This window comes from Rhodococcus sp. NPDC003382 (assembly GCF_053589135.1).
Genome location: NZ_JBSFRH010000040.1, coordinates 26,379 through 48,807 on the forward strand (window position 1 = coordinate 26,379; position 22,429 = coordinate 48,807).

22 protein-coding genes are annotated in these 22,429 nt (G+C 66.5%); 17 read left to right on the forward strand and 5 right to left on the reverse strand.

Features of this window, described 5'->3' with window-relative positions:
• The first annotated feature begins 70 nt into the window (after positions 1-70).
• From ACWDUD_RS23115 to ACWDUD_RS23135, 5 genes are all read left to right on the forward strand, one after another.
• The gene (locus ACWDUD_RS23115; protein WP_450110796.1) at positions 71-1,048 is read left to right on the forward strand and encodes an ABC transporter ATP-binding protein; all 978 of its coding nucleotides are present in this window, start codon (positions 71-73) and stop codon (positions 1,046-1,048) included.
• A gap of 1 nt (position 1,049) precedes the next feature.
• A complete protein-coding gene (locus ACWDUD_RS23120; protein ID WP_450110797.1) occupies positions 1,050-1,943 on the forward strand; it encodes an ABC transporter permease in 894 nt (297 codons plus the stop codon).
• 192 nt (positions 1,944-2,135) lie between these two features.
• Positions 2,136-2,930 (forward strand): carbon-nitrogen hydrolase family protein, encoded by a 795-nt coding sequence (locus tag ACWDUD_RS23125; protein ID WP_450110798.1) that lies wholly within the window; start codon positions 2,136-2,138, stop codon positions 2,928-2,930.
• 143 nt (positions 2,931-3,073) lie between these two features.
• Positions 3,074-4,783, forward strand: a complete 1,710-nt coding sequence (locus ACWDUD_RS23130; RefSeq protein ID WP_450110799.1) for a 3-ketosteroid-delta-1-dehydrogenase — start codon at positions 3,074-3,076, stop codon at positions 4,781-4,783.
• A gap of 32 nt (positions 4,784-4,815) precedes the next feature.
• The gene (locus ACWDUD_RS23135) at positions 4,816-5,367 is read left to right on the forward strand and encodes a hypothetical protein (RefSeq protein ID WP_450110800.1); all 552 of its coding nucleotides are present in this window, start codon (positions 4,816-4,818) and stop codon (positions 5,365-5,367) included.
• Between the two features lie 30 nt (positions 5,368-5,397).
• On the opposite strand, the gene ACWDUD_RS23140 is transcribed toward ACWDUD_RS23135, so the two are convergent.
• The 3 genes from ACWDUD_RS23140 to ACWDUD_RS23150 form a co-directional block, all read right to left on the reverse strand.
• Positions 5,398-6,276, reverse strand: coding sequence for an SDR family oxidoreductase (locus ACWDUD_RS23140; RefSeq protein ID WP_450110801.1), 879 nt, complete (start codon positions 6,274-6,276; stop codon positions 5,398-5,400).
• A gap of 26 nt (positions 6,277-6,302) precedes the next feature.
• Complete coding sequence (locus ACWDUD_RS23145; RefSeq protein WP_450110802.1) at positions 6,303-6,725, reverse strand: CBS domain-containing protein; 423 nt, start codon at positions 6,723-6,725, stop codon at positions 6,303-6,305.
• A gap of 84 nt (positions 6,726-6,809) precedes the next feature.
• Positions 6,810-7,601, reverse strand: a complete 792-nt coding sequence (locus ACWDUD_RS23150) for an FAD-binding oxidoreductase (protein WP_450110803.1) — start codon at positions 7,599-7,601, stop codon at positions 6,810-6,812.
• Between the two features lie 201 nt (positions 7,602-7,802).
• On the opposite strand from ACWDUD_RS23150, the gene ACWDUD_RS23155 reads away from it, so the two are divergent.
• The 4 genes from ACWDUD_RS23155 (at position 7,803) to ACWDUD_RS23170 (ending at position 12,969) form a co-directional block, all read left to right on the forward strand.
• On the forward strand, positions 7,803-8,954 hold the full coding sequence (locus ACWDUD_RS23155) for a TetR/AcrR family transcriptional regulator (protein WP_450110804.1): 1,152 nt from the start codon (positions 7,803-7,805) through the stop codon (positions 8,952-8,954).
• A 171-nt stretch (positions 8,955-9,125) separates the two neighbouring features.
• A complete protein-coding gene (locus ACWDUD_RS23160) occupies positions 9,126-10,652 on the forward strand; it encodes an AMP-binding protein (protein ID WP_450110805.1) in 1,527 nt (508 codons plus the stop codon).
• On the forward strand, positions 10,649-11,917 hold the full coding sequence (locus tag ACWDUD_RS23165; protein ID WP_450110806.1) for an acyl-CoA dehydrogenase family protein: 1,269 nt from the start codon (positions 10,649-10,651) through the stop codon (positions 11,915-11,917). Before ACWDUD_RS23160 ends, ACWDUD_RS23165 begins: the two co-directional genes overlap by 4 nt.
• Entirely contained in the window at positions 11,914-12,969 is a 1,056-nt protein-coding gene (locus ACWDUD_RS23170) for a phosphotransferase family protein (protein ID WP_450110807.1), read from the forward strand. Before ACWDUD_RS23165 ends, ACWDUD_RS23170 begins: the two co-directional genes overlap by 4 nt.
• Before the next feature lie 82 nt (positions 12,970-13,051).
• On the opposite strand, the gene ACWDUD_RS23175 is transcribed toward ACWDUD_RS23170, so the two are convergent.
• Positions 13,052-13,789: an SDR family NAD(P)-dependent oxidoreductase gene (locus ACWDUD_RS23175; protein WP_197254938.1), complete on the reverse strand. Its 738-nt coding sequence runs from the start codon at positions 13,787-13,789 to the stop codon at positions 13,052-13,054.
• Between the two features lie 170 nt (positions 13,790-13,959).
• Here ACWDUD_RS23175 and ACWDUD_RS23180 point away from each other — a divergent pair, with 170 nt between their 5' ends.
• From ACWDUD_RS23180 to ACWDUD_RS23210, 7 genes are all read left to right on the forward strand, one after another.
• The gene (locus tag ACWDUD_RS23180; RefSeq protein ID WP_450110808.1) at positions 13,960-15,150 is read left to right on the forward strand and encodes a lipid-transfer protein; all 1,191 of its coding nucleotides are present in this window, start codon (positions 13,960-13,962) and stop codon (positions 15,148-15,150) included.
• Entirely contained in the window at positions 15,150-15,632 is a 483-nt protein-coding gene (locus ACWDUD_RS23185) for a MaoC family dehydratase N-terminal domain-containing protein (protein ID WP_450110809.1), read from the forward strand. Before ACWDUD_RS23180 ends, ACWDUD_RS23185 begins: the two co-directional genes overlap by 1 nt.
• Positions 15,629-16,039, forward strand: a complete 411-nt coding sequence (locus tag ACWDUD_RS23190) for a MaoC/PaaZ C-terminal domain-containing protein (protein ID WP_450110810.1) — start codon at positions 15,629-15,631, stop codon at positions 16,037-16,039. Before ACWDUD_RS23185 ends, ACWDUD_RS23190 begins: the two co-directional genes overlap by 4 nt.
• Before the next feature lie 46 nt (positions 16,040-16,085).
• On the forward strand, positions 16,086-16,913 hold the full coding sequence (locus ACWDUD_RS23195; RefSeq protein ID WP_450110811.1) for an SDR family NAD(P)-dependent oxidoreductase: 828 nt from the start codon (positions 16,086-16,088) through the stop codon (positions 16,911-16,913).
• A gap of 3 nt (positions 16,914-16,916) precedes the next feature.
• Positions 16,917-18,068: an acyl-CoA dehydrogenase family protein gene (locus tag ACWDUD_RS23200; RefSeq protein ID WP_420750354.1), complete on the forward strand. Its 1,152-nt coding sequence runs from the start codon at positions 16,917-16,919 to the stop codon at positions 18,066-18,068.
• A gap of 16 nt (positions 18,069-18,084) precedes the next feature.
• Positions 18,085-19,206, forward strand: coding sequence for a CaiB/BaiF CoA transferase family protein (locus tag ACWDUD_RS23205; protein ID WP_450110812.1), 1,122 nt, complete (start codon positions 18,085-18,087; stop codon positions 19,204-19,206).
• Between the two features lie 172 nt (positions 19,207-19,378).
• The gene (locus ACWDUD_RS23210; RefSeq protein WP_450110813.1) at positions 19,379-20,449 is read left to right on the forward strand and encodes an alcohol dehydrogenase catalytic domain-containing protein; all 1,071 of its coding nucleotides are present in this window, start codon (positions 19,379-19,381) and stop codon (positions 20,447-20,449) included.
• A 117-nt stretch (positions 20,450-20,566) separates the two neighbouring features.
• Here ACWDUD_RS23210 and ACWDUD_RS23215 read toward each other — a convergent pair whose 3' ends face one another.
• On the reverse strand, positions 20,567-21,220 hold the full coding sequence (locus ACWDUD_RS23215) for a hemerythrin domain-containing protein (RefSeq protein ID WP_450110814.1): 654 nt from the start codon (positions 21,218-21,220) through the stop codon (positions 20,567-20,569).
• Between the two features lie 225 nt (positions 21,221-21,445).
• On the opposite strand from ACWDUD_RS23215, the gene ACWDUD_RS23220 reads away from it, so the two are divergent.
• Positions 21,446-22,429, forward strand: coding sequence for a response regulator transcription factor (locus tag ACWDUD_RS23220; protein WP_450110815.1), 984 nt, complete (start codon positions 21,446-21,448; stop codon positions 22,427-22,429).

Genomic DNA, 22,429 nt, shown 5'->3' on the forward strand with positions numbered 1-22,429 from the left:
GCAATATCGCGTAGGTCGATGACGCCCGTGGGCGGACGACGTCGGCGTGTGTGCGGCCGACGATCGAGGCATGACCGACAACACGACACTCACTACTGCAACCGACCGGCCCGGCCGGGCGGGATCGGCCGATATCGATGCCGACGTCGTGGTCGAGACGTCGGCGCTGACCAAACGCTATGGCGACCGCGCCGCGGTCGACTCCGTAGACATGACCGTTCGACGCGGCGAGATCTACGGATTCCTCGGCCCCAACGGCGCAGGGAAGACCACGACGCTGCGCATGATCCTCGGCCTGATCCGCCCGACCTCCGGGTCCGTCCGCGTTCTCGGCAGGCCTGCCGGCTCGCGCGAATCGTCCTCGTGTACCGGTGCTCTCATCGAGGGACCTGGTTTCTTTCCCTATCTGTCGGGACGGGCGAACCTCCGCACCCTGGCGCGTCACCGCGGGTTGAGTGACCGGTGCGTGGAGGAGGTGCTGGCCCGGGTAGGTCTTGTCGACCGCGGCAACGATGCGTACAAGTCGTATTCGCTGGGGATGAAGCAGCGGCTCGGGGTCGCCGCGGCCCTGCTCGGTGACCCGGACCTGATCATGCTCGACGAGCCGACCAACGGCCTCGACCCGAGCGGCATGGCGGACATGCGTGCCCTGATCGTCGACCTCGCCAGGGCGGGGCACACCGTGATTCTGTCGAGTCACCTGCTCGGCGAGGTCCAGGAGATCTGCGACCGCGTCGGCGTGATCGCGAACGGGCGCCTGGTGCGTGAATCGACCGTGTCCACCCTGCTCGGCGACGCGATCCTGAAGGTGCGCGGCACGCCCCAGGACCGGGTGGTGTCGATCGCCTCGGATCTCGCCGGTGAGAACGGCTTCGAGATCGACGGCGACGCTGTGCTGCTGGACCTGCCACCCGAGCGTGCACCCGATGTCGTCCGGGCGCTCGTCGCCGCCGATGTGGCGGTGTCGTCGATCGGACCGACCGAACGCACCCTCGAGGACGTGTTCTTCGAGATGACCACCACTTCCACACCGATGAAAGGGGTGTGACATGTCCGCCTCGACACTCCGCTCACCCACCAGCTCGGTCCCCGATGTCGCGGGGCGCAACACCGTGGCGCGCAGTGTGCGCGCCGAACTGTTCCGGTTACGTGCGTGGCCGGCGATGTGGGCGACCCTCGGCACATGGTTCCTGCTCGCGACCGTATTCGGTTACGTGTTCCCGTACATCTCCTATACGACCGGATCGGCCGGCTTCTCCACCGAGGGACAATCTGCCGAAGCCCTGTTGCAGGGCGTCCTGCCCGAGTCGGTACCCGATGTCCTGGTACAAGGCACGCCGTTGTTCGGGGGTGCCCTCGTGCTCGTCGTCGGCGCCCTCGTCGCCGGGAACGGCTACACCTGGGGAACCTGGAAGACGGTGTTCACCCACGGCCGGCTGCGTCCGACGATCGGGGCGCTGCTCGCGCTCGCGGTGATCGTGGCCGCGATGGTGATCGTCACAGCGGTGCTGTGCACGGCCATTTCCGTCGTACTCGCCACGGTCGAAGCGCAACCGCTCACCTGGCCGTCGGCTGCCGACCTTCTCCGCTCGGCGGGTACGGCGTATCTGGTGTTCATGATGTGGGCGACGATCGGTTTCGCGCTGGGCACCTACGCCCGCAGTGCGGCGTTGTCGGTCGGCCTGGGTTTGGTGTGGACCCTCGTCGTGGAGAATCTGCTGCGCGGTGTCGGTTCCGCTCTGCCGCTCGTCCAGGACGTGACGGCATTCCTGCCGGGCACCGCCGCCGGATCGCTCGTCGGTGCGGTGACCGGGGCAGGACAGGGCACGCCCGGGGTGGTGGACGTGATCTCCGGACCCAGGGCGGTCGTCACCGTCACCGCCTACATCGTGGTCGCGGTGGTGACCACCGGGATTCTGGTGCGGCGTCGGGACGTGAACTGACCGCGATGATCCTGTCGGGTAACGAGTTTCGCGGTCTTCCCGGCATCCGCACCACCACCGGAAACAGTGGAGACTAAACTCTTCTCAACCGTTTGCTTTCCGAATGCCGGGATCGTCCTGCTGTCGGGCGCCGTCGACAAAAGCGGATGTCCAGGCCGGTCGCGGTGTACCCGGAAGGAACAGGGGAGAGGCATGCAGATCGCGATCGGCCAGTTCGCGTCCGGCGATGACACGGCCGCCAACCTCGCACGTGTCGGTGACCTGGTGAAACAGGCGGCATCGGCAGGTGCCCGTCTGCTCGTACTGCCCGAGTACTCCATGTTCACGGCGCCGGTGATGGACGATCGATTCGTGGAGACGGCGGAACCGCTGGACGGACGATTCGTCACGGAGCTGGGGCATCTGGCGCAGACCCACGACATCCACATCGTCGCAGGGATGAACGAGACCATCACGGGCGAGGACCGCATCTACAACACCGTTGTTGCGATGGCTCCCAACCGCAGCATCGTGGCGACCTACCGAAAAATCCATCTCTACGACGCATTCGGCTACCGCGAATCGGACATGGTGCAGGCCGGACCCCTCGCCGCCCCGGAGACCTTCCGGATAGGCGGAATCACCTTCGGAATCCAGACCTGCTACGACCTCCGCTTTCCCGAGGTGACGAGGACGATCGTCGATGCCGGTGCCGATGTCCTGATTCTGCCGGCGGCATGGATGGCCGGACCGCTCAAGGAAGACCACTGGACCACTCTGGTCCGGGCCCGCGCCATCGAAAACACGATCTATGTCGCTGCAGCCGACCAGAATGCTCCGGTGGGATCCGGCGCGAGCATCGTCGTCGATCCCATGGGTGTGGTGATTGCGGGGCTGGGTGAGCATGAAGGTATCGCCGTGGCCGAGGTCGATCCGGCTCGCCTGTCTGCCGTTCGTGCCAAGAATCCCGCTCTGACACTGCGCCGGTACACGGTCGTTCCGCGATAGTCGCCGTTCCGGTTTCCCGGCGCGGACCGGTTCGTCCGGTTCCCGACGGCGTGTCCCGGTGGTAGGGAACGTCCGTGCCGTCGGGGTCGATACCGGTCTACCGTCGTCCCTCGTTGCGGAACAACCAGGCGAAGGAGAGTGGCATGGCGAAGAAGCCCGTACCGGCCCCCGTCCAGGCACAGGACACCACCGTGGACCTGCTCGTGATCGGCTCGGGCACCGGCCTGGCCGCCGCGCTCACGGCGCACGAGGAGGGACTGTCGGCGCTCGTCGTCGAGAAGACGCAGTACGTCGGCGGCTCGACGGCACGGTCGGGCGGCGCGTTCTGGATGCCCGCCAATCCCGTTCTGCAGGAAGCACGTTCCGGGGACACCCGTGAGCGTGGCCGCACCTACGTCCGCGCGGTGGTCGACGGCAGCGCCCCCGCCGAGCGCGGTGACGCGTTCGTCGACAACGGCGCCGAGACGGTGGCGATTCTCAGCCGCACCACGCCGATGAAGTTCTTCTGGGCCAAGGGCTACGCCGACTACCACCCGGAGCGCCCCGGCGGCGCAGCGATCGGCCGCACGTGCGAATGCCGCCCGTTCGACCTGTCGCAGCTCGGCGACGAGCGGGGCCGGCTGCGGCCGGGGCTGATGGAGGCGAGTCTGCCGATGCCCACCACCGGCGCCGACTACAAGTGGATGAACCTCATGGCACGGGTGCCGGTCAAGGGGTTCGCGACGATCTTCCGCCGCCTCGCGCAGGGCGTGGCAGGGCTGGCGATCAAGCGCGAGTACGTCGCCGGTGGCCAGGCCATCGCCGCGGGTCTGTTCGCGGGTGTGCTGCGCGCAGGGATCCCGGTGTGGACGGAGACCTCGCTGGTGCGCCTGGTGACCGACGGCGATCGCGTCACCGGCGCGGTCGTCGAGCAGAACGGCCGGGAGGTGACCGTCACGGCTCGTCGCGGTGTGGTCCTCGCCGCCGGTGGTTTCGACCACGACATGCAGTGGCGGCACAAATTCCAGTCGGAATCGCTCGTCGACGGCGAGAGCCTCGGCGCGGAGGGCAACACCGGCGACGCCATCAAGATCGCGCAGGAGATCGGCGCCGATGTGGACCTGATGGATCAGGCGTGGTGGTTCCCGGCGGTCGCACCGTCGCGCGAAGGCAATCCGCCGCTGGTGATGCTCGCCGAGCGGTCGCTGCCCGGCTCGTTCATCGTGGACCAGAAGGGCTCCCGGTTCATCAACGAGTCCTGCGACTACATGACGTTCGGCCAGACCGTCCTCGAGCGTGAACGCTCGGGTGATCCGGTCGAGTCGATGTGGATCGTGTTCGACCAGAAGTACCGCAACAGCTACGTGTTCGCCGCGGGACTGTTCCCGCGCCAGCCGATCCCGGGCTCCTGGTTCAAGGCCGGCATCGCGCACAGCGGTGCCACCCCCGAGGAACTCGCGGCATCGATGGGAATCCCGGTGGAGGCCTTCGCCGAGACCTTCCGCCGGTTCAACGACGACGCGGTGGCGGGAACGGACTCCGAATTCGCGCGCGGCGCAAGCGCATACGACCGGTACTACGGCGACCCGACGGTCGAGCCGAACCCGAACCTGCGCCCGCTCGACCACGGCCCGTACTTCGCGGTGAAGATGACCCTGTCCGATCTCGGCACGTGCGGCGGCCTGCGCGCCGACGAACGTGCTCGCGTGCTGCGCGAGGACGGCAGCGTCATCGAGGGTCTGTATGCGATCGGCAACACCGCGGCCAACGCGTTCGGCAATCGCTACCCGGGTGCGGGCGCAACCATCGGCCAGGGTCTGGTGTTCGGATACATCGCGGCGCGCGACGCCGCGAACTCGAGCGTGTCCGTCTGACGCATTCTCGCCGAGCGAGAGGGAGAATCATCGTGAAAAGTGTTGTTCCGGAAACAGGTTCCGCACCCACCTTCCTGTCGCTCGGCGTCGCGGCGGGCCGGCTCGACGGCGCAGGTGCCGACGAGGCGGACATCGTGTTCTTCCTCCCACCTCGGGCGGACGAACCGCTCCGTGGCCGGACCCGCACGGTGCGCGACGCCGAGACCCACCGTGTGGACCGGACCGTCGAGTACTTCGACACGGTCGGCCGCAGGGTTGCCGAAGTGTTTCTGTCGGGGTGTGAGGACGCACCGGCAACCTCGGAGCGGGCCGTGGGGGAACTCGCCCGCTGTGTCGTCGACCGGTTCGGCGTCGAGAACGTCCGGAGGTTCCGCGTCCGCATCACCGGTCCCACGGCCGGTGCCGAACCGGCGAAGTGCACTGTCGGTGTGCTGCAGCACTACCGCACCGATCACGAATTCGTGCAGGACGTCGCAGTGGTGTGTGCGACCGATTCCGGAGCGGTGATCGCGCGGGCCTGGGTCACCGTCGCGGTTCCGGCGCAGTCGCACACCGATGTGGACGCCGTGTCCGCATCTGCGTGATCGAGCGCCCGGCGAAAACCCGCCGGCACCTCACCTTTCGGTGAGGAGCGCGGCGACGCGGGCGCTCATCGAACGCCCCAGCGCCGCGACCTGACCGTCCGCGTCCGGCGCGTGCGCCAGCGCTCGCAGCACGATCCGGTCGGCGACCGCCGAGGTGATCAGGGTCCGTGCCCACGCTGCGGTCCGCATCGGACCGGGCACGTACACGCGGCGGGACCGCCTCCCGAGGGCACGGACGAACGCGGCGGCGCACTCGTCGACGTCGTGGACCTTCCCGAGCGGCCCGGGTAGAGCCGTGAGCATCCGGTCGAACGCGGGCAGATCGGCGCGGGCATCGCGGATCAGCGGGGTGTCGATCCACCCCATGTGCGCCGACCCGACACCGACGCCGTGGCGTGCGACCTCGAGACGCACAGTGTTGGCGAACTGCTCCACACCGGCTTTCGCCGCGTTGTACGACGCCTGCCCCGGCATGGGCAGGTACGCGGCCATCGACGACACGAGAAGAAGGTAGCCGCGGCGCTCGATGATCGCCGGCAACGTCGCGCGCACGGTGTGGAACACCCCGACGAGGTCGACGTCGATCACTGTGCGGAACGCTTCCGGATCGACCTGCAGCACAGAGCCGTACGCGCCGACCCCGGCGTTCGCCACTGCGAAGTCCAGGCCGCCGAACCGGTCGACGCCCGCGTCGACGGCGGCCTGGACCGCGTCGAGATCCCGGACATCGGCGACCGTCCCGACCGCGCGGTCGTCGCCGATCACCGCGACCAGCTCGTGCAGTGGTTGCGCGTCCACGTCGAACAGAACCAGTTGCGCGCCTTCGGAAGCCAGGGCGCGCGCGGTCGCGGCACCGATGCCGCGCGCTGCGCCGGAGACGAGAACGGTCTTGCCTGTCAGCGCGCTCATCGGCGCTCACCTCGATTCGGGACGGGTTATCTCATGGTGGCGCAGATGGATTCGACGAACCGGCCGACCTGTTCCTCGGGCAGGTGTGTGGCCAGATCCGCTTCGCTGATCATTCCGATCAGCCGGTGGTCGCCGATCACCGGCAGTCGCCGGATCCGGTGTTCCTCCATGATCGTGAGTACGTCGTCGATGTCGGCGTCGGCAGCGACCGTGTACGGCTTGCCCTGGGCGAGGTCGCCGGCGGTCATCATCGTCGGATCCAACCCGCGCGCAACGCATTTCAGAACGATGTCGCGGTCGGTGATGATGCCGTGCAGCCGGTTGTCGTCGCCGCAGATGGGAAGTGAGCCGACGTCGAGCTCACGCATCTGCTGTGCCGCGTACTCCAGGGTTTCGTGTTCGCCGATGCACGTCGCACCGGCATGCATGATCCCTCGAGCGGTCGTCATGACGACCCTCCTCGGTGGACGAGAATGTTTGCCCATCCATCGTCCTGCCGAGGCGCGAAGCAGGCAAGCCCCGCACCCGGGCGATCAGTACGGGTCGAAGCGGATGTTCTCGACGGGGGTACCCGTCTCGATCAGCTTGTGCAGGGTCGCCCGGACCATCGCCGCGGACCCGCACAACAGGACCTGATGGTCGCCGAACGCGCCGTAGGACGTGACGACCTCGTCGAGGCTGCCCTCGATCAGATCGTCCGGGTCGGCGCCGATGTCGCCGAGCTGGGTGACGATCCGGTTGTACCAAGGGTCCGGGAAGTCCGGATCCTCGACCGATTCGACGACCGGAACCACCGTCAGCCACGGCAACGCCTCGGACAGCAGCGACAGCATGTCCGACGCGTAGAGGTCGCGGGGAGAACCGCCGCCCACGAACAGGAACGTGCGCGGCGGTTCGGGGCGGCGAGCCATGTCGAGCAGCAGTGCGCGCAGCGGGGCCAGACCGGTCCCGCCCGCGATCATGATGACGATGCGGCCGCTGTCGTCGACGTGCAGATCGCCGCCCTTCGGTTCACCGATCGTCCACACGTCGCCCGGCCGGGTGTCGGCGACGATGCTGCCGCTGACCCAGCCGCCGGGAACGGACCGCACGTGGAACTCGAGTTTGCCGTCCAGGGACGGGGGCAGCGCGGGTGACAGGCGTCGCGGCAGACCGGGCCGCTGCGGGACGGTGACGTCGACGTATTGGCCGGCGCGGAACGGCACGACCTCGTTGTCGCACTGGAGACGGATGACCGAGAGGTTGTTGCGAAGGCGATGGTGTTCGACGACGGTCGCGGTCACCGTCGTGCCTGTTTCGGCAGGTGAGGTCGAGGCAGGCTGCATTGTGTCGTATCCCCCGGGGTGCGCGGTGTTGCCCCGACTGTAATAGCCCGCCCGCGCGTCGTCCCGGTGGGTGTCGTGCGTGCGTTCGTCGCCGTCGACCGGCGGTTGGTTCTCGCCGCAAATACGCTGACGAGCCGATCGTCGATGGCGAGTGCTCGATACATTTATGCGGATTCACTTCTTCGGAGAAAGGGCCCCTCGGTGACCGGGCAGAATGTTGAAGATCGCGTCAGACGGCGTCCGAAGGACCGCAAGCAGCAGATCTTGGCGCATGCGCGGGACCTGTTCGTCGAACAGGGCTACCACAACGTCACCATGGGTGCGATCGCGAGCCGGGTAGGAATCGGGCCGAGCGCGCTCTACCGGCATTTCGCCAACAAGGCGGTTCTCCTCGAGGCCGTGATCGAGGACAGTTTCGGTGACATCGAGTTCCCGGCGAGCGGCGACATCCCGCTCGACGAGGTGATCGCCGAAGCCGCATCGATCGCCGTCGCTCGCCCCCTCGGTGTGCTCTGGTCACGCGAGGCCTGCCACTTGCCCCCCGAGGTGCGGGAGTCCCTCCGGGAACGGCTGCGCAGGTCTGCAGAAGGATACGAGCGTCTGCTGCGGCGAGACCGGCCGCAGCTGACGGCCGGTCAGGCGGAGCTGTTGGCGCGGGCGATCCAATCGGTGATGGCGAGCCCGAGCTATCGGTCGGTGCGCATCCCCGCCTCGACCCATGTCGAGGTGCTCATCCGCGCAGCGCGTGCGGTCGCGGGAGCGCGGATGGCCGACATCGGGGCTGCCGGTCCGAGCGTTGCGCGCAAGGGGCTTTCACCGGTGTCGCGCCGGGAGCGGCTGCTCTTGGCTGCGAGTCGTCTGTTCGCGGAGCAGGGTTATCAGGAAACCTCCCTGGACGATATCGGCAGTGCGGCCGAGGTGACGGGACCGAACCTCTACGGCTACTTCGAGAACAAGGCTGCCGTGCTCCGCGCAGTGCTCGATCGGGGCACCCACTCCTTGTGGCTGGATCTCGACCAGGCATTGAGCCGAACCAGCGATCCGCGCGAGGCTCTGGCTCTTCTCGCCCACGCCTATGTGTCCCGGTTCGCGGCTCAGCCGCGGATGGTGCACCAGCTGACGGGGGAAGTGGAAATCGAGGAGCGGAGTGTCGCGTATCAACGCGAGTACGTGGCCGAATGGGTAGCGCTCGTCCGAGCGGTCCGACCCGAGCTCGACCAACGAGATGCTCGACACCTGGTTCATATCGCGCTGTCGGTGGCCGATGACCTGACGACGGCGCGACATCTCGCATCCACAGAGGGTTTCGTGGCCGACGCGAGTGCGGTTGTGGTGGCAGTGCTGGAGGCGTGAGTCCGAGGATGGCGAGCGCCCGCCGCGCTCGTGACCCTCTTCACACATAAGTGAATCTCGGTTAAGGTCTAGTCTATGACTAGACCGGATCCGAGCATGAAAAATCAAGCGATCAGGAAACCTACAGTCAGGTCTGATTCCCTCGAGGCGGGCGGGTTCGGAGAGCCCCGCGTGTGGTCCGGTGGCAGGTCGCGAACCCTGGTGGAGGTCAAAGCCAGGGCCGCGCGTCTCGCCGCCGGGTTGCGAGCCTCGGGTGTCGGGCCGGGAGACCGCTTCGCCATCGTGATGCGCAACGAGGTCGCGTTCCTCGAGACCACTCTCGCGGCGGCACCGATCGGCGCCGTCCCGGTCCCCGTCAATTGGCACTGGATGGGTTCGGATCTGGCGCACCTGCTGCGGGACAGTGGGGCGAAGGCTGTGATAGCCCATTCCGACCTGATCGGTGCCGTCGTCGCCCAGGCGCCCGAGGGGGTGATGGTCATCGAGGCGGAGGTGCCGGCGGAGGTCGCCGACGCCTACGGGCTCGGTGACGTCCGGACCACCGGGCGGTACGACACCCTCGACCGTCTCATTGCGAGCAACGAGCCGATTTCGGTGGTCACCGATCAGACGCCGATGGGCGTCATCTACACCTCGGGCACCACGGGCCTTCCGAAAGGTGTTCTCAGGAATCGCATTTCAGCGGAAGATCAGGCGAAGGTGCTGAAAGCATCGATGGGCCTGCTCGGCCTGCGACCCGGGGGGAAGACGCTGCTGCCCGCGCCGCTGTACCACGCGGCCCCGAACAACCATGCGCTGTTCGCCGCGGCGCTCGACATGGACATCACGATCATGCCCAAATTCGATCCTGTCGAGTTTCTGCGTCTCGTCGAAAGTCGCCGAATCGAGTCCGTCCAGATGGTGCCGACCATGTTCACCCGCCTGCTACGGCTGCCGACGGAGGTGCGGAAGTCGTTCGATGTGAGTTCGCTGCAGGTGATCGTGCACGCCGCGGCGCCCTGTGCCCCCGAGACGAAGAAGGCGATCATCGACTGGTTCGGACCCATCGTGCGCGAATACTACGGTGGATCCGAGGTCGGGCCGTTCGTCATGTGTGACAGTGCCGAGGCGCTTGCTCACCCGGGAACGGTCGGCAAGCCTCGCTTCGGCTCCGATGTCCGCATCCTGGACATGTTCACGGGCGAGCGGCTTCCCGCCGGGACACCCGGAGTCATCTACGGCAGGAGTGTCGAGGGGTGGCCCGACTTCACCTACATCGGGAACGATGCCAAGCGCCGCGAGATCGAGCAGGACGGTTACATCACCGTCGGCGACATCGGATATGTGGACGACGACGGGTACCTGTACCTGACCGATCGGGTCAGCGACATGGTCATCTCCGGCGGCGTCAACATCTATCCGGCCGAGATCGAAGCCTGTCTCATGCGCATGGACGGAGTGGCCGACGTCGCGGTATTCGGCATTCCCGACGACGAGTTCGGTGAGTCCCTCGCCGCCCACATCGAACTCCTGCCGGGCGCCGAGGCCACGGCCGACGCCGTCCGGGACTTCGTCGCAACACACCTGGCTCGCTACAAGGTTCCCCGGGTGGTCGTGTTCGACGACGACCTGCCACGTGACGACAGCGGAAAACTGTTCAAGCGCCGGCTCAGGGAGCAGTACCGGCGGCCCACCGCATCCACCGAAAGGCGCCGATGATGTTCGACTCGAGTCCACGAGCAATTCACTTGCGTGAGAAGATGATCGACTTCCTCGAGAATCATCTCTATCCCGCGGAGAACGTGTTCGAGGAGCAGTTGCGTGATCAGAACGGGCAGCGCGCAAACCCGCCCGTTCTCGAGGACCTCAAGAAGGTTGCTCGCGACCGAGGATTGTGGAACCTCTTCCTGCCACACCCGGAGGCCGGACACGAGCCCATGACCAATCTGGACTACGCACCGTTGGCCGAATTGAGCGGCCGGAGCCTTCCCCTCGGCCCCGAGGCGATGAACTGTTCGGCACCCGACACCGGAAACATGGAACTGCTTTCGCTCTTCGGGACACCCGAGCAGAAGGCCCGGTGGCTGCGCCCCCTGATGGACGGTGAAATCCGATCCGCTTACGCGATGACCGAGCCTCGGGTCGCGTCGTCGGATGCGAGCAACATCGAGCTGTCCATCGTTCGAGAAGGTGACGAGTGGGTGCTCAACGGGCGCAAGTGGTGGATCTCGGGTGCTGCGCGCCCTCGATGCGAGCTCTTCATCGTCATGGGCATCACCGATGCCGCACCCGACGCGCCCAGGCACCGCCGGCACAGCATGGTGCTCGTTCCGAAGGACACCCCGGGCGTCACCATCGAACGGGATCTTTCCGTCCTCGGCTACCACACGTTCGAGTCGCACGCCGAGATCACCTTCACGGACGTCCGGGTTCCGGTGACCAACATGCTCGGCGAGGTGGGCGCGGGTTTCGCCATGTCCCAGGCGCGTCTCGGTCCCGGCCGTATCCATCACTGCATGAGGATGATCGGTGCTGCCGAGCGCGCCCTCGAGTCGATGATCGACAGGGTGAACAAGAGAGCCACCTTCGGCACCACGCTCGTCGATCAGGGAGTGGTCCGCGAGTGGATAGCGGATTCCCGGATCGAGATCGACCAGGCACGGCTCTACACGCTGTACACGGCGCACCTCATGGACACGGTCGGCAACACCGGAGCCGCGAGCCAGATATCGGGGATCAAGGTTGCCGTCCCCAACGTCGCCTCCCGAGTGATCGAACGCGCCATGCAGGCACACGGCGCCGCCGGTCTCGGACCGGACTTCCCGCTGGCGCGGATGTACGCCGAGGCCAAGATCGTGCGCGTGGCGGACGGTCCGGACGAGGTTCATCGTCGTGCCGTGGCACGCACCGAGCTGAAGCGATTCGCCTCCGTCACGACACCGACACCGCAGGGGGTCGCCGCGCACCTGGTCCACCAGCGATGACCGGCACATCTCGAAGGGGACCGGACGTGATCGGTCTCGATCTTCCCGCCGTGGAACGGTGGATGGACTCGGCCGGCTTGGGAAGCGGACCGGTCTCGCACGTCCGGCCGGTGGGTGGGGGGACCCAGAATCTGATGTACCGATTCGAGCGTGACGGAATCGGATACGTCTTGCGCCGCGGACCGCGGCATCCGCGCCCCGAATCCGACGACGCGCTGCGCCGTGAGATGACGGTACTGCGTGCCCTCGGCGACACCGGTGTGCCGCACCCCCGACTGCTCGGCGGATGCGAGACACCTGAGGTGCTGGGAGACTCGGTCTTCTTCCTGATGGAGCCCGTCGACGGCATCAACGCGATGGTCGCTCTGTCACCTGATCAGCAGGCATCGGCCGACCTACGTCATCGGATGGGATTGTCGGTTGTCGACGCGCTGCTCACGCTGGATGCAGTGGATCCGGACGAGATCGGACTCGGCGGAATGGGACGTCCCGACGGTTTCCTGGAACGACAGGTGCGCAGGTGGCTCGATCAGCTCGACAGCTACCGACGAATGGGGTACTCCGGCAACGAAATACCCGGTGTCGACACAATCGCCGAATGGCTCGATTGCCACCGACCCCCAGCAGCGGACCCTGGGCTGATGCACGGTGACTTCCATCTGGGCAACCTCATGTTCGCGCCGGACAGCTCGAAGGTCGTCGCGATCGTCGACTGGGAGATGTGCACGATCGGCGACCCGTTGCTCGACCTCGGATGGCTGCTGGCGGTCTGGGCCGATGCGGGGGCAAGAACGGATCTCATGGGCAGCCGCCTCGCCGAAGCGGGTGGTATCGCCACACCGGACGAACTGATCGCCCGTTACGCCGCGTCGGGCACGCGGTCGCTGGAACATCTGGACTGGTATCGCGTGCTGGCATGCTTCAAACTCGGCATCGTGCTCGAGGGGACGTACGTCCGTTCGCTCGCCGGCATGGCCACGCCGGAACTCGGGGTCGAGATGCACACGCGCACATTGCAACTCTTCGAGCGTGCGCATCGATTGATCGGGTGATCCCGGAAGTCGAACAACCCCGGCGCCCGTGCGCGTGCACGGGTGCCGGGGCGTTTGTCCGGGGCGATCGCGGTAGCTGCTTCTAGGGCATTCCGCCGTCGACTCGCAGAACCGAACCGGTACAGAACGACGATGCGCCGGTCGCGAAGAACAGCGCGGCGTCCACCACCTCTTCGGGCCGTCCACATCGCGCGAGTGCGAGGCTGCTCTCGAGGTTCTCGCGAACCCCCGGCGTCCAATTCTCGGAGATGTCGGTGAGGAACGGGCCGCACTGGATCGTGTTGACCCGAACGGTAGGGCCGAGAGCCTGGGCGAATCCCTCTGTCAGCGTGTGCAGACCGGCTTTTGCCGCCGCGTAGGGGAGGGCGTCCGGTCCGGGACGGATCGCCTCGATGGATCCGATATTGATGATCGAACCGCCACCCTGCTCCATCATGTGTGTCCCGGCCAGTGCAGCCAGACGGAACGGCGCCCGCAGGTTGACGGCGATCACCTTGTCGAACAGGGCTTCCGAAACCTGATCGAGGCTGGGGTAAAGCGGAGACAAGCCCGCGTTGTTGATCAGTACGTCGATACCGCCGAACTCACCGAGGGTCTTCTCGATCAGCGCCGTGCACTCGTCCCAGTCGCTCACATTGCACGCGAGCGGCAGTGCGCGAACGGAGTAGCGATCCTCGACCTGCTCGGCAAGAGCCTTGCAGCTCTCGAACTTCCGGCTCGCGATGACCACCGATGCGCCTCGCTCCGCGAAACCGTGCACCATCGCCCGGCCGAGGCCACGACTTCCGCCTGTGACCACGACGGTCTTCCCTGTCAGCATGCTCATTTCTCCTGTCTGCTTTCGTACTTGAGTTCAGATTCACAAGATCGCGCAGAATCTCACTGAGCGACCGTATCTATCGGCTACATACTGGCCTCTTTGACTCTTGCGGTCAACGCGTGCCTGTGTCACTCTACTTATTAGAGATTCACTTAATGAAGGAGGGCAAGATGAATCGCCGAGTATTCGTGGTCGGTGTCGGGATGACGAAGTTCGTGAAGCCCGGCGCACGCGAAGGGTGGGACTACCCCGACATGGCGCGGGAAGCGGGGAGTGCGGCACTGTCCGACGCCGGCGTCTCGTACGACCGGATCCAGCAGGCGTACGTGGGCTACGTGTACGGCGACTCGTGCTCGGGACAGCGCGCGGTGTACGAACTGGGGCTGTCCGGGGTGCCGGTCGTCAACGTCAACAACAACTGCTCGACGGGTTCGACCGCACTCTATCTCGGGGCCGAAGCCATCCGGGGCGGTCGCGCGGACTGTGTGCTCGCTCTCGGGTTCGAGAAGATGCAGCGCGGCTCGCTCAGCGCTTCCTACACCGACCGGGCGGGCGCGCTGGACAAGCACCTGGAGGTGCTCGCCCGCAAGTACCAGCCGCAGGAGCCGTTCGCCCCGTACATGTTCGGTGCTGCGGGACTCGAACACATGGAGCTGTACGGTTCCACGCCCGAGCATTTCGCGATGGTGGGGGAGAAGAACCACCGGCACTCGGTCGACAATCCGTACGCCCAGTTCCAGGACGAGTACACGCTGCAGGAGATTCTCGATTCGCGTTCGATCTACGGGCCGCTCACCAAGCTGCAGTGCTCGCCGACCTCGGACGGCTCCGGCGCCGTGGTCCTCGCGAGCGAGGATTTCGTGCGCGAGAACGGGCTGACCGAGCAGGCCGTCGAGATCATGGGCCAGGCGATGGTCACCGACCTTCCGGAATCGCTCGGTGGGAGCGCTATCTCTGCCGTCGGTTTCGACATGAGTCGTAAGGCCGCCGAGATGGTCTTCGAGCAGTCCGGCCGATCGGCCGAGGAGGTCGATGTCATCGAGCTGCACGACTGCTTCTCCGCAAACGAGCTGCTCACCTACGAGGCGCTCGGTCTCTGCGACATCGGCGAGGGGCACAAGCTGATCGAGAAGGGCGACACGACCTACGGAGGTCGCTGGGTGGTCAATCCGTCCGGTGGCCTGATCTCGAAGGGCCACCCGCTCGGCGCCACCGGCCTCGCGCAGTGCAGCGAGCTCACCTGGCAGCTGCGGGGTATCGCCGGCAATCGTCAGGTCCCCGATGCGCAGCTCGCGCTGCAGCACAACATCGGACTCGGTGGCGCCGTCGTGGTCTCGCTCTACCGGAAGGCGGCGATCTGATGGCCATCGATCGCAGCATCATCGGTCAGGAAACCGGCCGGGCGTCGTTGCTGATGACCCGGAGCCGACTGCGCGACTTCGCGGTCGCCACAGGCCAGCGGGACCCGATCTACACCGATCTCGAGGCGGCGAAGAAGGCCGGGCACCCGGACCTTCCGGTCCCACCGACCTTCCTGTTCGGGATCGGCATGGAGGACCCGGACTCCGCCGGATTCCTCGACCGCCTCGGCGTGGACCTGCGCTTCGTACTCCACGGCGAACAGCAGTTCTCCTACCGGCAGGTGGCCCACGCGGGGGACGACCTGACAGTGGTGAGCACGGTGAGCGACATCTACGACAAGCGTGGCGGCCGACTCGAGTTCCTCGTGCAGGACTCCGTCGTCACCGACCAGCACGACGCGGTCGTTGCGGAGATGCGCAGCGTCCTCGTCGTCCAACACCCGGACCCGGCCGCAGTGGCCGGCGAGGAGGGCAACCGATGAGCATCGACACCCTGGTGGCCGGAGCCACCCTTCCCGCCCTGGAGATCCCTCCGATCTCGCGGACCACATTGGCCCTGTTCGCCGGCGCTTCCGGTGACCACAACCCGATTCACATCGACCTCGACGTGGCCCGGTCGGCCGGCCTGGACGATGTGTTCTCTCACGGAATGCTCTCGATGGCGTACCTCGCCCGATTGCTCACCGACCTGGTTCCGCAGGAACGGATCCGGTCGTACAAGGTGCGATTCGCCTCGATCACACCCGTGCACGGGCAGCCCACCTGTACCGCGACGGTGGCCTCGGTCGCCGACGTCGACCGCGAACGACTCGCCACGCTCGATCTTCAGGTTTCCCTGGCCGACGGAACGACCACCCTGGTCGGCGAGGCAACCGTCGCGCTCGACTGAACCGGAACCCACCTTCTCACGACACACCCAGTAAGGACGAACAATCATGGGAAAGCTCAACGGTAAGACGGCGATCGTCACCGGCGCGGGTCGCGGCATCGGCCGGTCCATCGCCCTCCAGCTGGCAGCGGAAGGAGCCAACGTCGTTGTCAACGACCTCGATACGGTGCCGGCCACCGAGGTGGTCGACGAGATCACCGGCGCGGGTGGCGCGGCCGTCGCCTGCGCAGGCAGCGTCACGGATCCGGAATTCGCAGATCGATTCGTTGGCACCGCCACGCAGAACTTCGGCGGCCTCGACATCATCGTCAACAATGCCGGATACACCTGGGACAGCGTCATCCAGAAGATGACCGACGAGCAGTGGGACGCAATTCTCGACGTCCACCTCAAGGCGCCCTTCCGTATCCTCCGCGCCGCCCAGCCGGTGATCAGCAAGGCCGTCAAGACCGAGCGCGACGCAGGACTCCAGGTGCATCGCAAGGTCGTCAACATCTCCTCCGTGGCAGGCATTTTCGGCAATGCCGGTCAAGCCAGCTATTCCTCGGCGAAAGCCGGCATCGTCGGCATGACCAAGACCCTGGCCAAGGAGTGGGGACGCTACAACGTCAACGTCAACGCGGTGGCGTTCGGGTTCATCGAAACCCGGCTGACCATGGCACCCGCCGACGGTGACTCGACCATCGACGTGGAAGGCCGCCAGATCAAGGTCGGGGTCAACCCGCAGCTGCTCGCCGCCGCGAAGCAGATGATTCCTCTCGGCCGTCCCGGCACACCGGAGGAAGCTGCCGGTTCGGTCGTGATGCTGACCTATCCGGAATCCGACTACATCAGCGGACAGCTGATCATCACCGGCGGCGGGTACGAGGGCTGAGACATGGCTACAGCGCAGTACGTTTCGCCGTGGCGTGACCCCGAGGTCGACGCCCTCGGTGAACTCGCCACGAAGTTCTTCACCACCGAGGTGGTGCCGCACCGGGAGAAGTGGGAAAGTCAGCAGTACGTCGATCGTGAGGTCTGGCGCAAGGCCGGCGACCTCGGGCTGCTGTGCTGTTCCATCCCGGAGGAGTACGGCGGCGGCGGTGGCAACTATGCCCACGAGGCTGCAATCATCGAGGCCCAGGCCCGTTCGGGTGACGCGACATTCGGCATTCTCGTGCACTCGGCGATCGTCGCCCACTACATCTACGCTTATGGAACCGAAGAGCAGCGCCGTCGATGGTTGCCGCCGATGGCGAGGGGTGAGCGCATCGGGGCAATCGTGATGACGGAGCCGGGAACCGGGTCGGATCTGCAGGCGATCCAGACCCGGGCGGTCCGCGACGGCGACCACTTCATCGTCAACGGTGCCAAGACTTTCATCTCCAACGGTGGCACCGCCGATCTGCTCGTCGTCGCGGTCAAGACGGATCCCGAGGCCGGGGGCCGCGGAATCTCCCTCCTCGTGGTCGAAACCGACAACAGCCCAGGCTTCGTGCGAGGCCGGATCCTCGACAAGGTCGGGTGCAAGGGCGCCGACACGTCCGAACTCTTCTTCGAAGACGTCCGGGTGCCGGTCGCGAACCTGCTCGGTCCGGAGGGTCAGGGCTTCATGCAGCTGAAAACTCAACTCGCCCAGGAGCGTCTCAATATCGGGATCTCCGCCGTCGGCGCGATGGAAGCCGCTGTCGCGGCAACCGTGGACTACACGAAGTCACGTAAAGCATTCGGGCAGTCTGTCTTCGACTTCCAGAACACCAGGTTCGAGCTTGCCGAGTGCGCATCCGTGACGCATGTGGCCCGGGTGTTCGTCGACCAGTGCATCCAGCGGCACCTGGCCGGAGAACTCGACGCCACCACCGCCGCGATGGCGAAGTACTGGCTTACGGAGCAGCAGTGCGATGTCGTCGACAGATGTCTCCAGCTCTTCGGGGGCTACGGATACATGCGTGAGTACCCCATCGGACGTATGTATGCCGACGCCCGGATTCAGAAGATCTACGGCGGCACCAACGAGATCATGAAGGAGATCGTCGCACGGTCCCTGTGACCGGGACGAAACGACCATGAACACATCGAATCCGAATCACCCGCGGTCGACCGGGCCGCTTGCCGGGCTCCGAGTGGTCGAGCTGGCCGGTATCGGTCCCGGGCCGCACGCGTGCATGCTGCTGGCCGACCTGGGTGCCGAGGTGATCCGCGTCGAGCGCCATTCGGCGCCGGAACTGATCCCGGGAGTGTCGAGCGACGAAGACACCACTCTACGGGGCCGAAAAGTAGTGCGCGTCAACCTCAAGGATGCCAACGATCTCACCGGTGTCCGCGACCTCATCGGCCGGGCCGACATACTCGTCGAGGGCTTCCGCCCGGGTGTCACCGAGCGTCTCGGCCTCGGACCCGATCCCTGCCTGGAACTCAACCCGCGGCTGATCTATGCCCGGATGACCGGCTGGGGTCAGGACGGCCCGCTGGCGAACTCGGCCGGCCACGACATCAACTACATCTCGCTGACCGGAGTACTCGACAACATCGGTGTGGCGGACGGCAAGCCGGTTCCACCGCTGAACCTGGTGGGCGACTTCGGCGGCGGCTCGATGTTCTTGATCGTCGGCGTTCTGGCGGCGCTCTGGGAGCGCGAACGTTCGGGGCGCGGGCAGGTCGTCGATGGTGCGATCGTCGACGGGACCAGTGTGCTCGCCCAGCTTCTGTGGTCGTTGCGGGGAGCGGGAGCATGGGCGGCGGGCCGGGGGGAGAACTTCCTCGACGGGTCCACACCGTTCTACGACACCTACACGTGTGCAGACGGCCGGCATGTCGCCGTCGGCTGCCTGGAACCGCAGTTCTTCGCGGAGATGGTCCGTGGTCTCGGTCTGGAGATCGGTGAATTGCCGGCGCAGTGGGACCGCGCACGCTGGCCCGCGCTGAGAGCGGCTTTGACGTCGGCGTTCAAGTCCCGTACCCGGGACGAGTGGGCCGAGGTGTTCACGGGCTCCGACGCGTGTGTGACCCCGGTGCTCAGCTACGACGAGGCGCTTGCGGACCCGCACATGTCGGGGCGCGGGATCTTCGAGAACATCGGTGGCGTCGATCAGCCGCGGCCGGCGCCGCGGTTCTCGAGGACCGACCCGGCTACGCCGGTACCTGCCGGCCGACTCGACCTCGACGCGGCGATACGCAGCTGGGCCTGACCCGAAATGCGTACCAGCCGATGATCGCGTATCCGGCGCGAGCCTGTTGTCCGAGCTCGGCGCAACCGATAGGGCTGAGCGGCATCGGTTTTCGGGAGGCACTCCGCTCATGGGGCGGAGTGCCTCCCTCGAGGTGGGAGAAGTACGACGTGGTGACATGGGAGAAGACGCGATGAAGGTTCTGACCTACCGCGGGCCGAGGGACGTGGCCTGTGCCGAAGTCCCATCGCCGGTGCTGTCCGGGGACCTCGACGCGATCGTGGAGGTGACGTTGGCCGGCATCTGCGGCAGCGATCTGCACATCTGGGGCGGTCACGGATTCACCGACGACATCGGTTTCATCGTCGGGCACGAGGCCGTCGGAATCGTGAGGGAGGTGGGTGCCGGTGTCACCGGATTCGCGCCCGGCGACCGAGTGTTGGCCACGGCGTCGGTGGGCTGCACGACGTGCTCCGAGTGCGCGGCCGGTCGAGTGTCGACCTGCACCTTCAAAGCCGGTAAGTCCTGGCAGTCGAGCTGCTACGGGCTCGGCCACGCGCTGGCCGGCACCCAGGCCGAGTACCTGCGAGTGCCGAACGCCGACGTGAATCTGGCGACGATCCCGGACTCGGTCGGCGACGAGGCCGCCCTGGTGCTGACCGACAACGCACCGACCGCATGGTACGGCTGTCGGCGGGCCCGGATCGTGCCCGGCGACTCGGTGTTGGTGATCGGGCTGGGGCCGGTCGGGTTGATGTCGGTCCAGTCCGCCATCGCGATGGGCGCCGGGCAGGTCCTCGCGATCGATCCGGTGCCGGACCGCCGTGCGCGGGCCGAGGCGATGGGTGCCCGTGCGATCGACGTGGGTGACGACCGGAAGAGCCAGGTCCGAGCAGTCCGCGACGCGACGGGTGGCCGGGGCGTCGACGCCGTCATCGAGGCGGTCGGCGCGGACGCCACGATAGATCTGGCGCTGCGCGCGGTACGGGTCCGTGGGCGGGTCAGCGTGATCGGCGTCAGCCAGAACAACCGGTTCACCTTCCCGATGGAGATTGCCCAGCTCAAAGAATTGGACTTCGCGATCGGCTTGTGTTCGGTGCAGGCGGAGCTCCCGACGTTGCTGGCGCTCACCGAGAACGGGCGCCTTGATCCGGGGGCTGTCGTTTCCCACCGGTTGCCGTTGTCCGAGGGTGACCGTGCCTATCAGATGTACGGCAGCCGCTCGGACAGCGTCTGCAAGGTGGTGCTGGATCCGAGACTCTGAGCACGTCGACCCGCGCTGTTCGTCGCCGACGTCCCCGTACGCGAGCGGCGTTTGCCGACGGCTCCTCGAGGCCGCGTCGTGAAGGGACCCCGAGTGGCCGGTTGGGGCCGCGCGTGTTCATTCCCATCTGCGGACGCGGCGATACTGCGGATTCCACCAGAACCGGTGGAGGAGCCGCACCGGCAGCGGAAGTTGGCGCAGCAGCCGGCGGGTCCGGTCCTCGGGTGCTCCCTCGAACAGGTACGGGGTCGCCTCCCGGAGCTCGGAACGGGACACCGAACGTATTGCGTCCTTGGTGAGGGTTTGCACTTCCCGGGCTGTGATGGTGCGCGCCATCAGCGGTAGGGCGTCTTTCTCCTCGTGCGCGAGATGGGACCGCAGCGTGTGCACCACCGTGTCGAGGCGCTCGGCCAGGACGTCGGGTCCGTGCTCGCGGTCGTCGAACGCTTCCTCGACCGCTGCAAGTGACGGATCGAGAAGGGCGTGTTCGGCTTCCATCGCGTCGAGCACCTCGAGGGCATCGGGTTCGTCCTGGAGCCGGGTCCGCATCAGCGGCCAGAACATCTCGTCCTCGATCGTGTGGTGATGGTGCAGTATCGTGCTGAAGCCGTGCCAGCCGAGCAGCACGGCGTCGTGGGTGGCCGGGTCCTCGGGGACGCCGTGTTCGGCGACCCGTGTCAGACGTTCGCTGTCGCGCCGGAACGCATCGTGGATGAGGTACAGCATCTCGAGGTCCGCTTCGGACAGCTGAGTGGATTTCGTGGTGGGCATCGGTCCTTACCTCCTGACTCGCCCCTGACTTCAGATTCCGACCACCCGTGCCCGTTCTCAATCCCTCATTGGTGGGGAATACTGGGCTTCATGGACGCGGCGCGCTCTGCCGCCCGGTTGAAGTCGACGGTCCGTCGCGCAGTACGGACTGCGACCGATTCCGCGGATTTTCGGACGCAGATTCTCGATGCACTTCGCGAACAGGTCCCGTTCGATTGTGGGTGCGTGGCGACCGTGGATCCCGCGGTGCTGGTTCCGACGTCGGGGACGAATGTCGGTTTCGACGACCCGCTCCGCGCCATGAATACCGTCTTCGAGTTCGAATACGGGCCCGATCCGGATGCCTTCGGCTACGACGCGATGTTGCGCCGGCCGAGCGGAATCCGGAGCGTGCAGCAGGAGGGTGGGCGATACCGGGCCACCCGGCTCTATCGCGAGGTGCTCGAACCGTTCGGTATCGATGACCACGTGCGCATGGTGTTCCGTGGCCGGGACGGAACATGTTGGGGTATGGCAGATCTGGGGAGAACGGAGACGGCCGCGTTCACCGACGTGGAGATCGAGGTGCTCGCCGGGGTTCTCCGCGACATCGGGGACGGTTTCAGGACGAGCCTGCTCCGCCAGGCCGCGTACACGAATTCGGACTCGGGTGACGGTCCCGCGGTCGTGGTTGTGGACGACCAGAACGAACTGGCGCTGACCACACCGGCCGCGCTCGGGTATTTCGAGAGGCTCGGCTGGGTGGAGCCCGATCGGCCGGGGGGACTGCCGGTGTACATCCTCGCGATGCGGGTTCGTTCCTCCGGCGGCGGGCCGGTCGTGGTGCGGGCCAGGACACTCGACGGCGAATGGGTCGTGCTGCGGGCCGTGGGCACCGCGGACGGGACCGGGCCGTCCGGGGTGGTGGTCAACATCGAGCGAGCGCACCTGCCCGAGGTCGTCACGTTCGTCGCCGCGGCTCACGGCCTGTCCGCGCGGGAAACCGACGTGGTGCGTCAGGTGCTGGCCGGGCGCACCCGCGAGCAGATCGGGCGAGCGCTGTTCATCAGCCCGTACACGGTGCAGGACCACCTCAAGAGCATCTTCGCCAAGACCGGGGTGCACAGCCGGCGCGACCTGGTGGCGCGGCTGGCATGGTCGCACTACGTGCCGCGGCTCGGTGATCCGGTGGCGTCCGACGGTTCGTTCGCGGTCGCGTCGAGCGGGTGA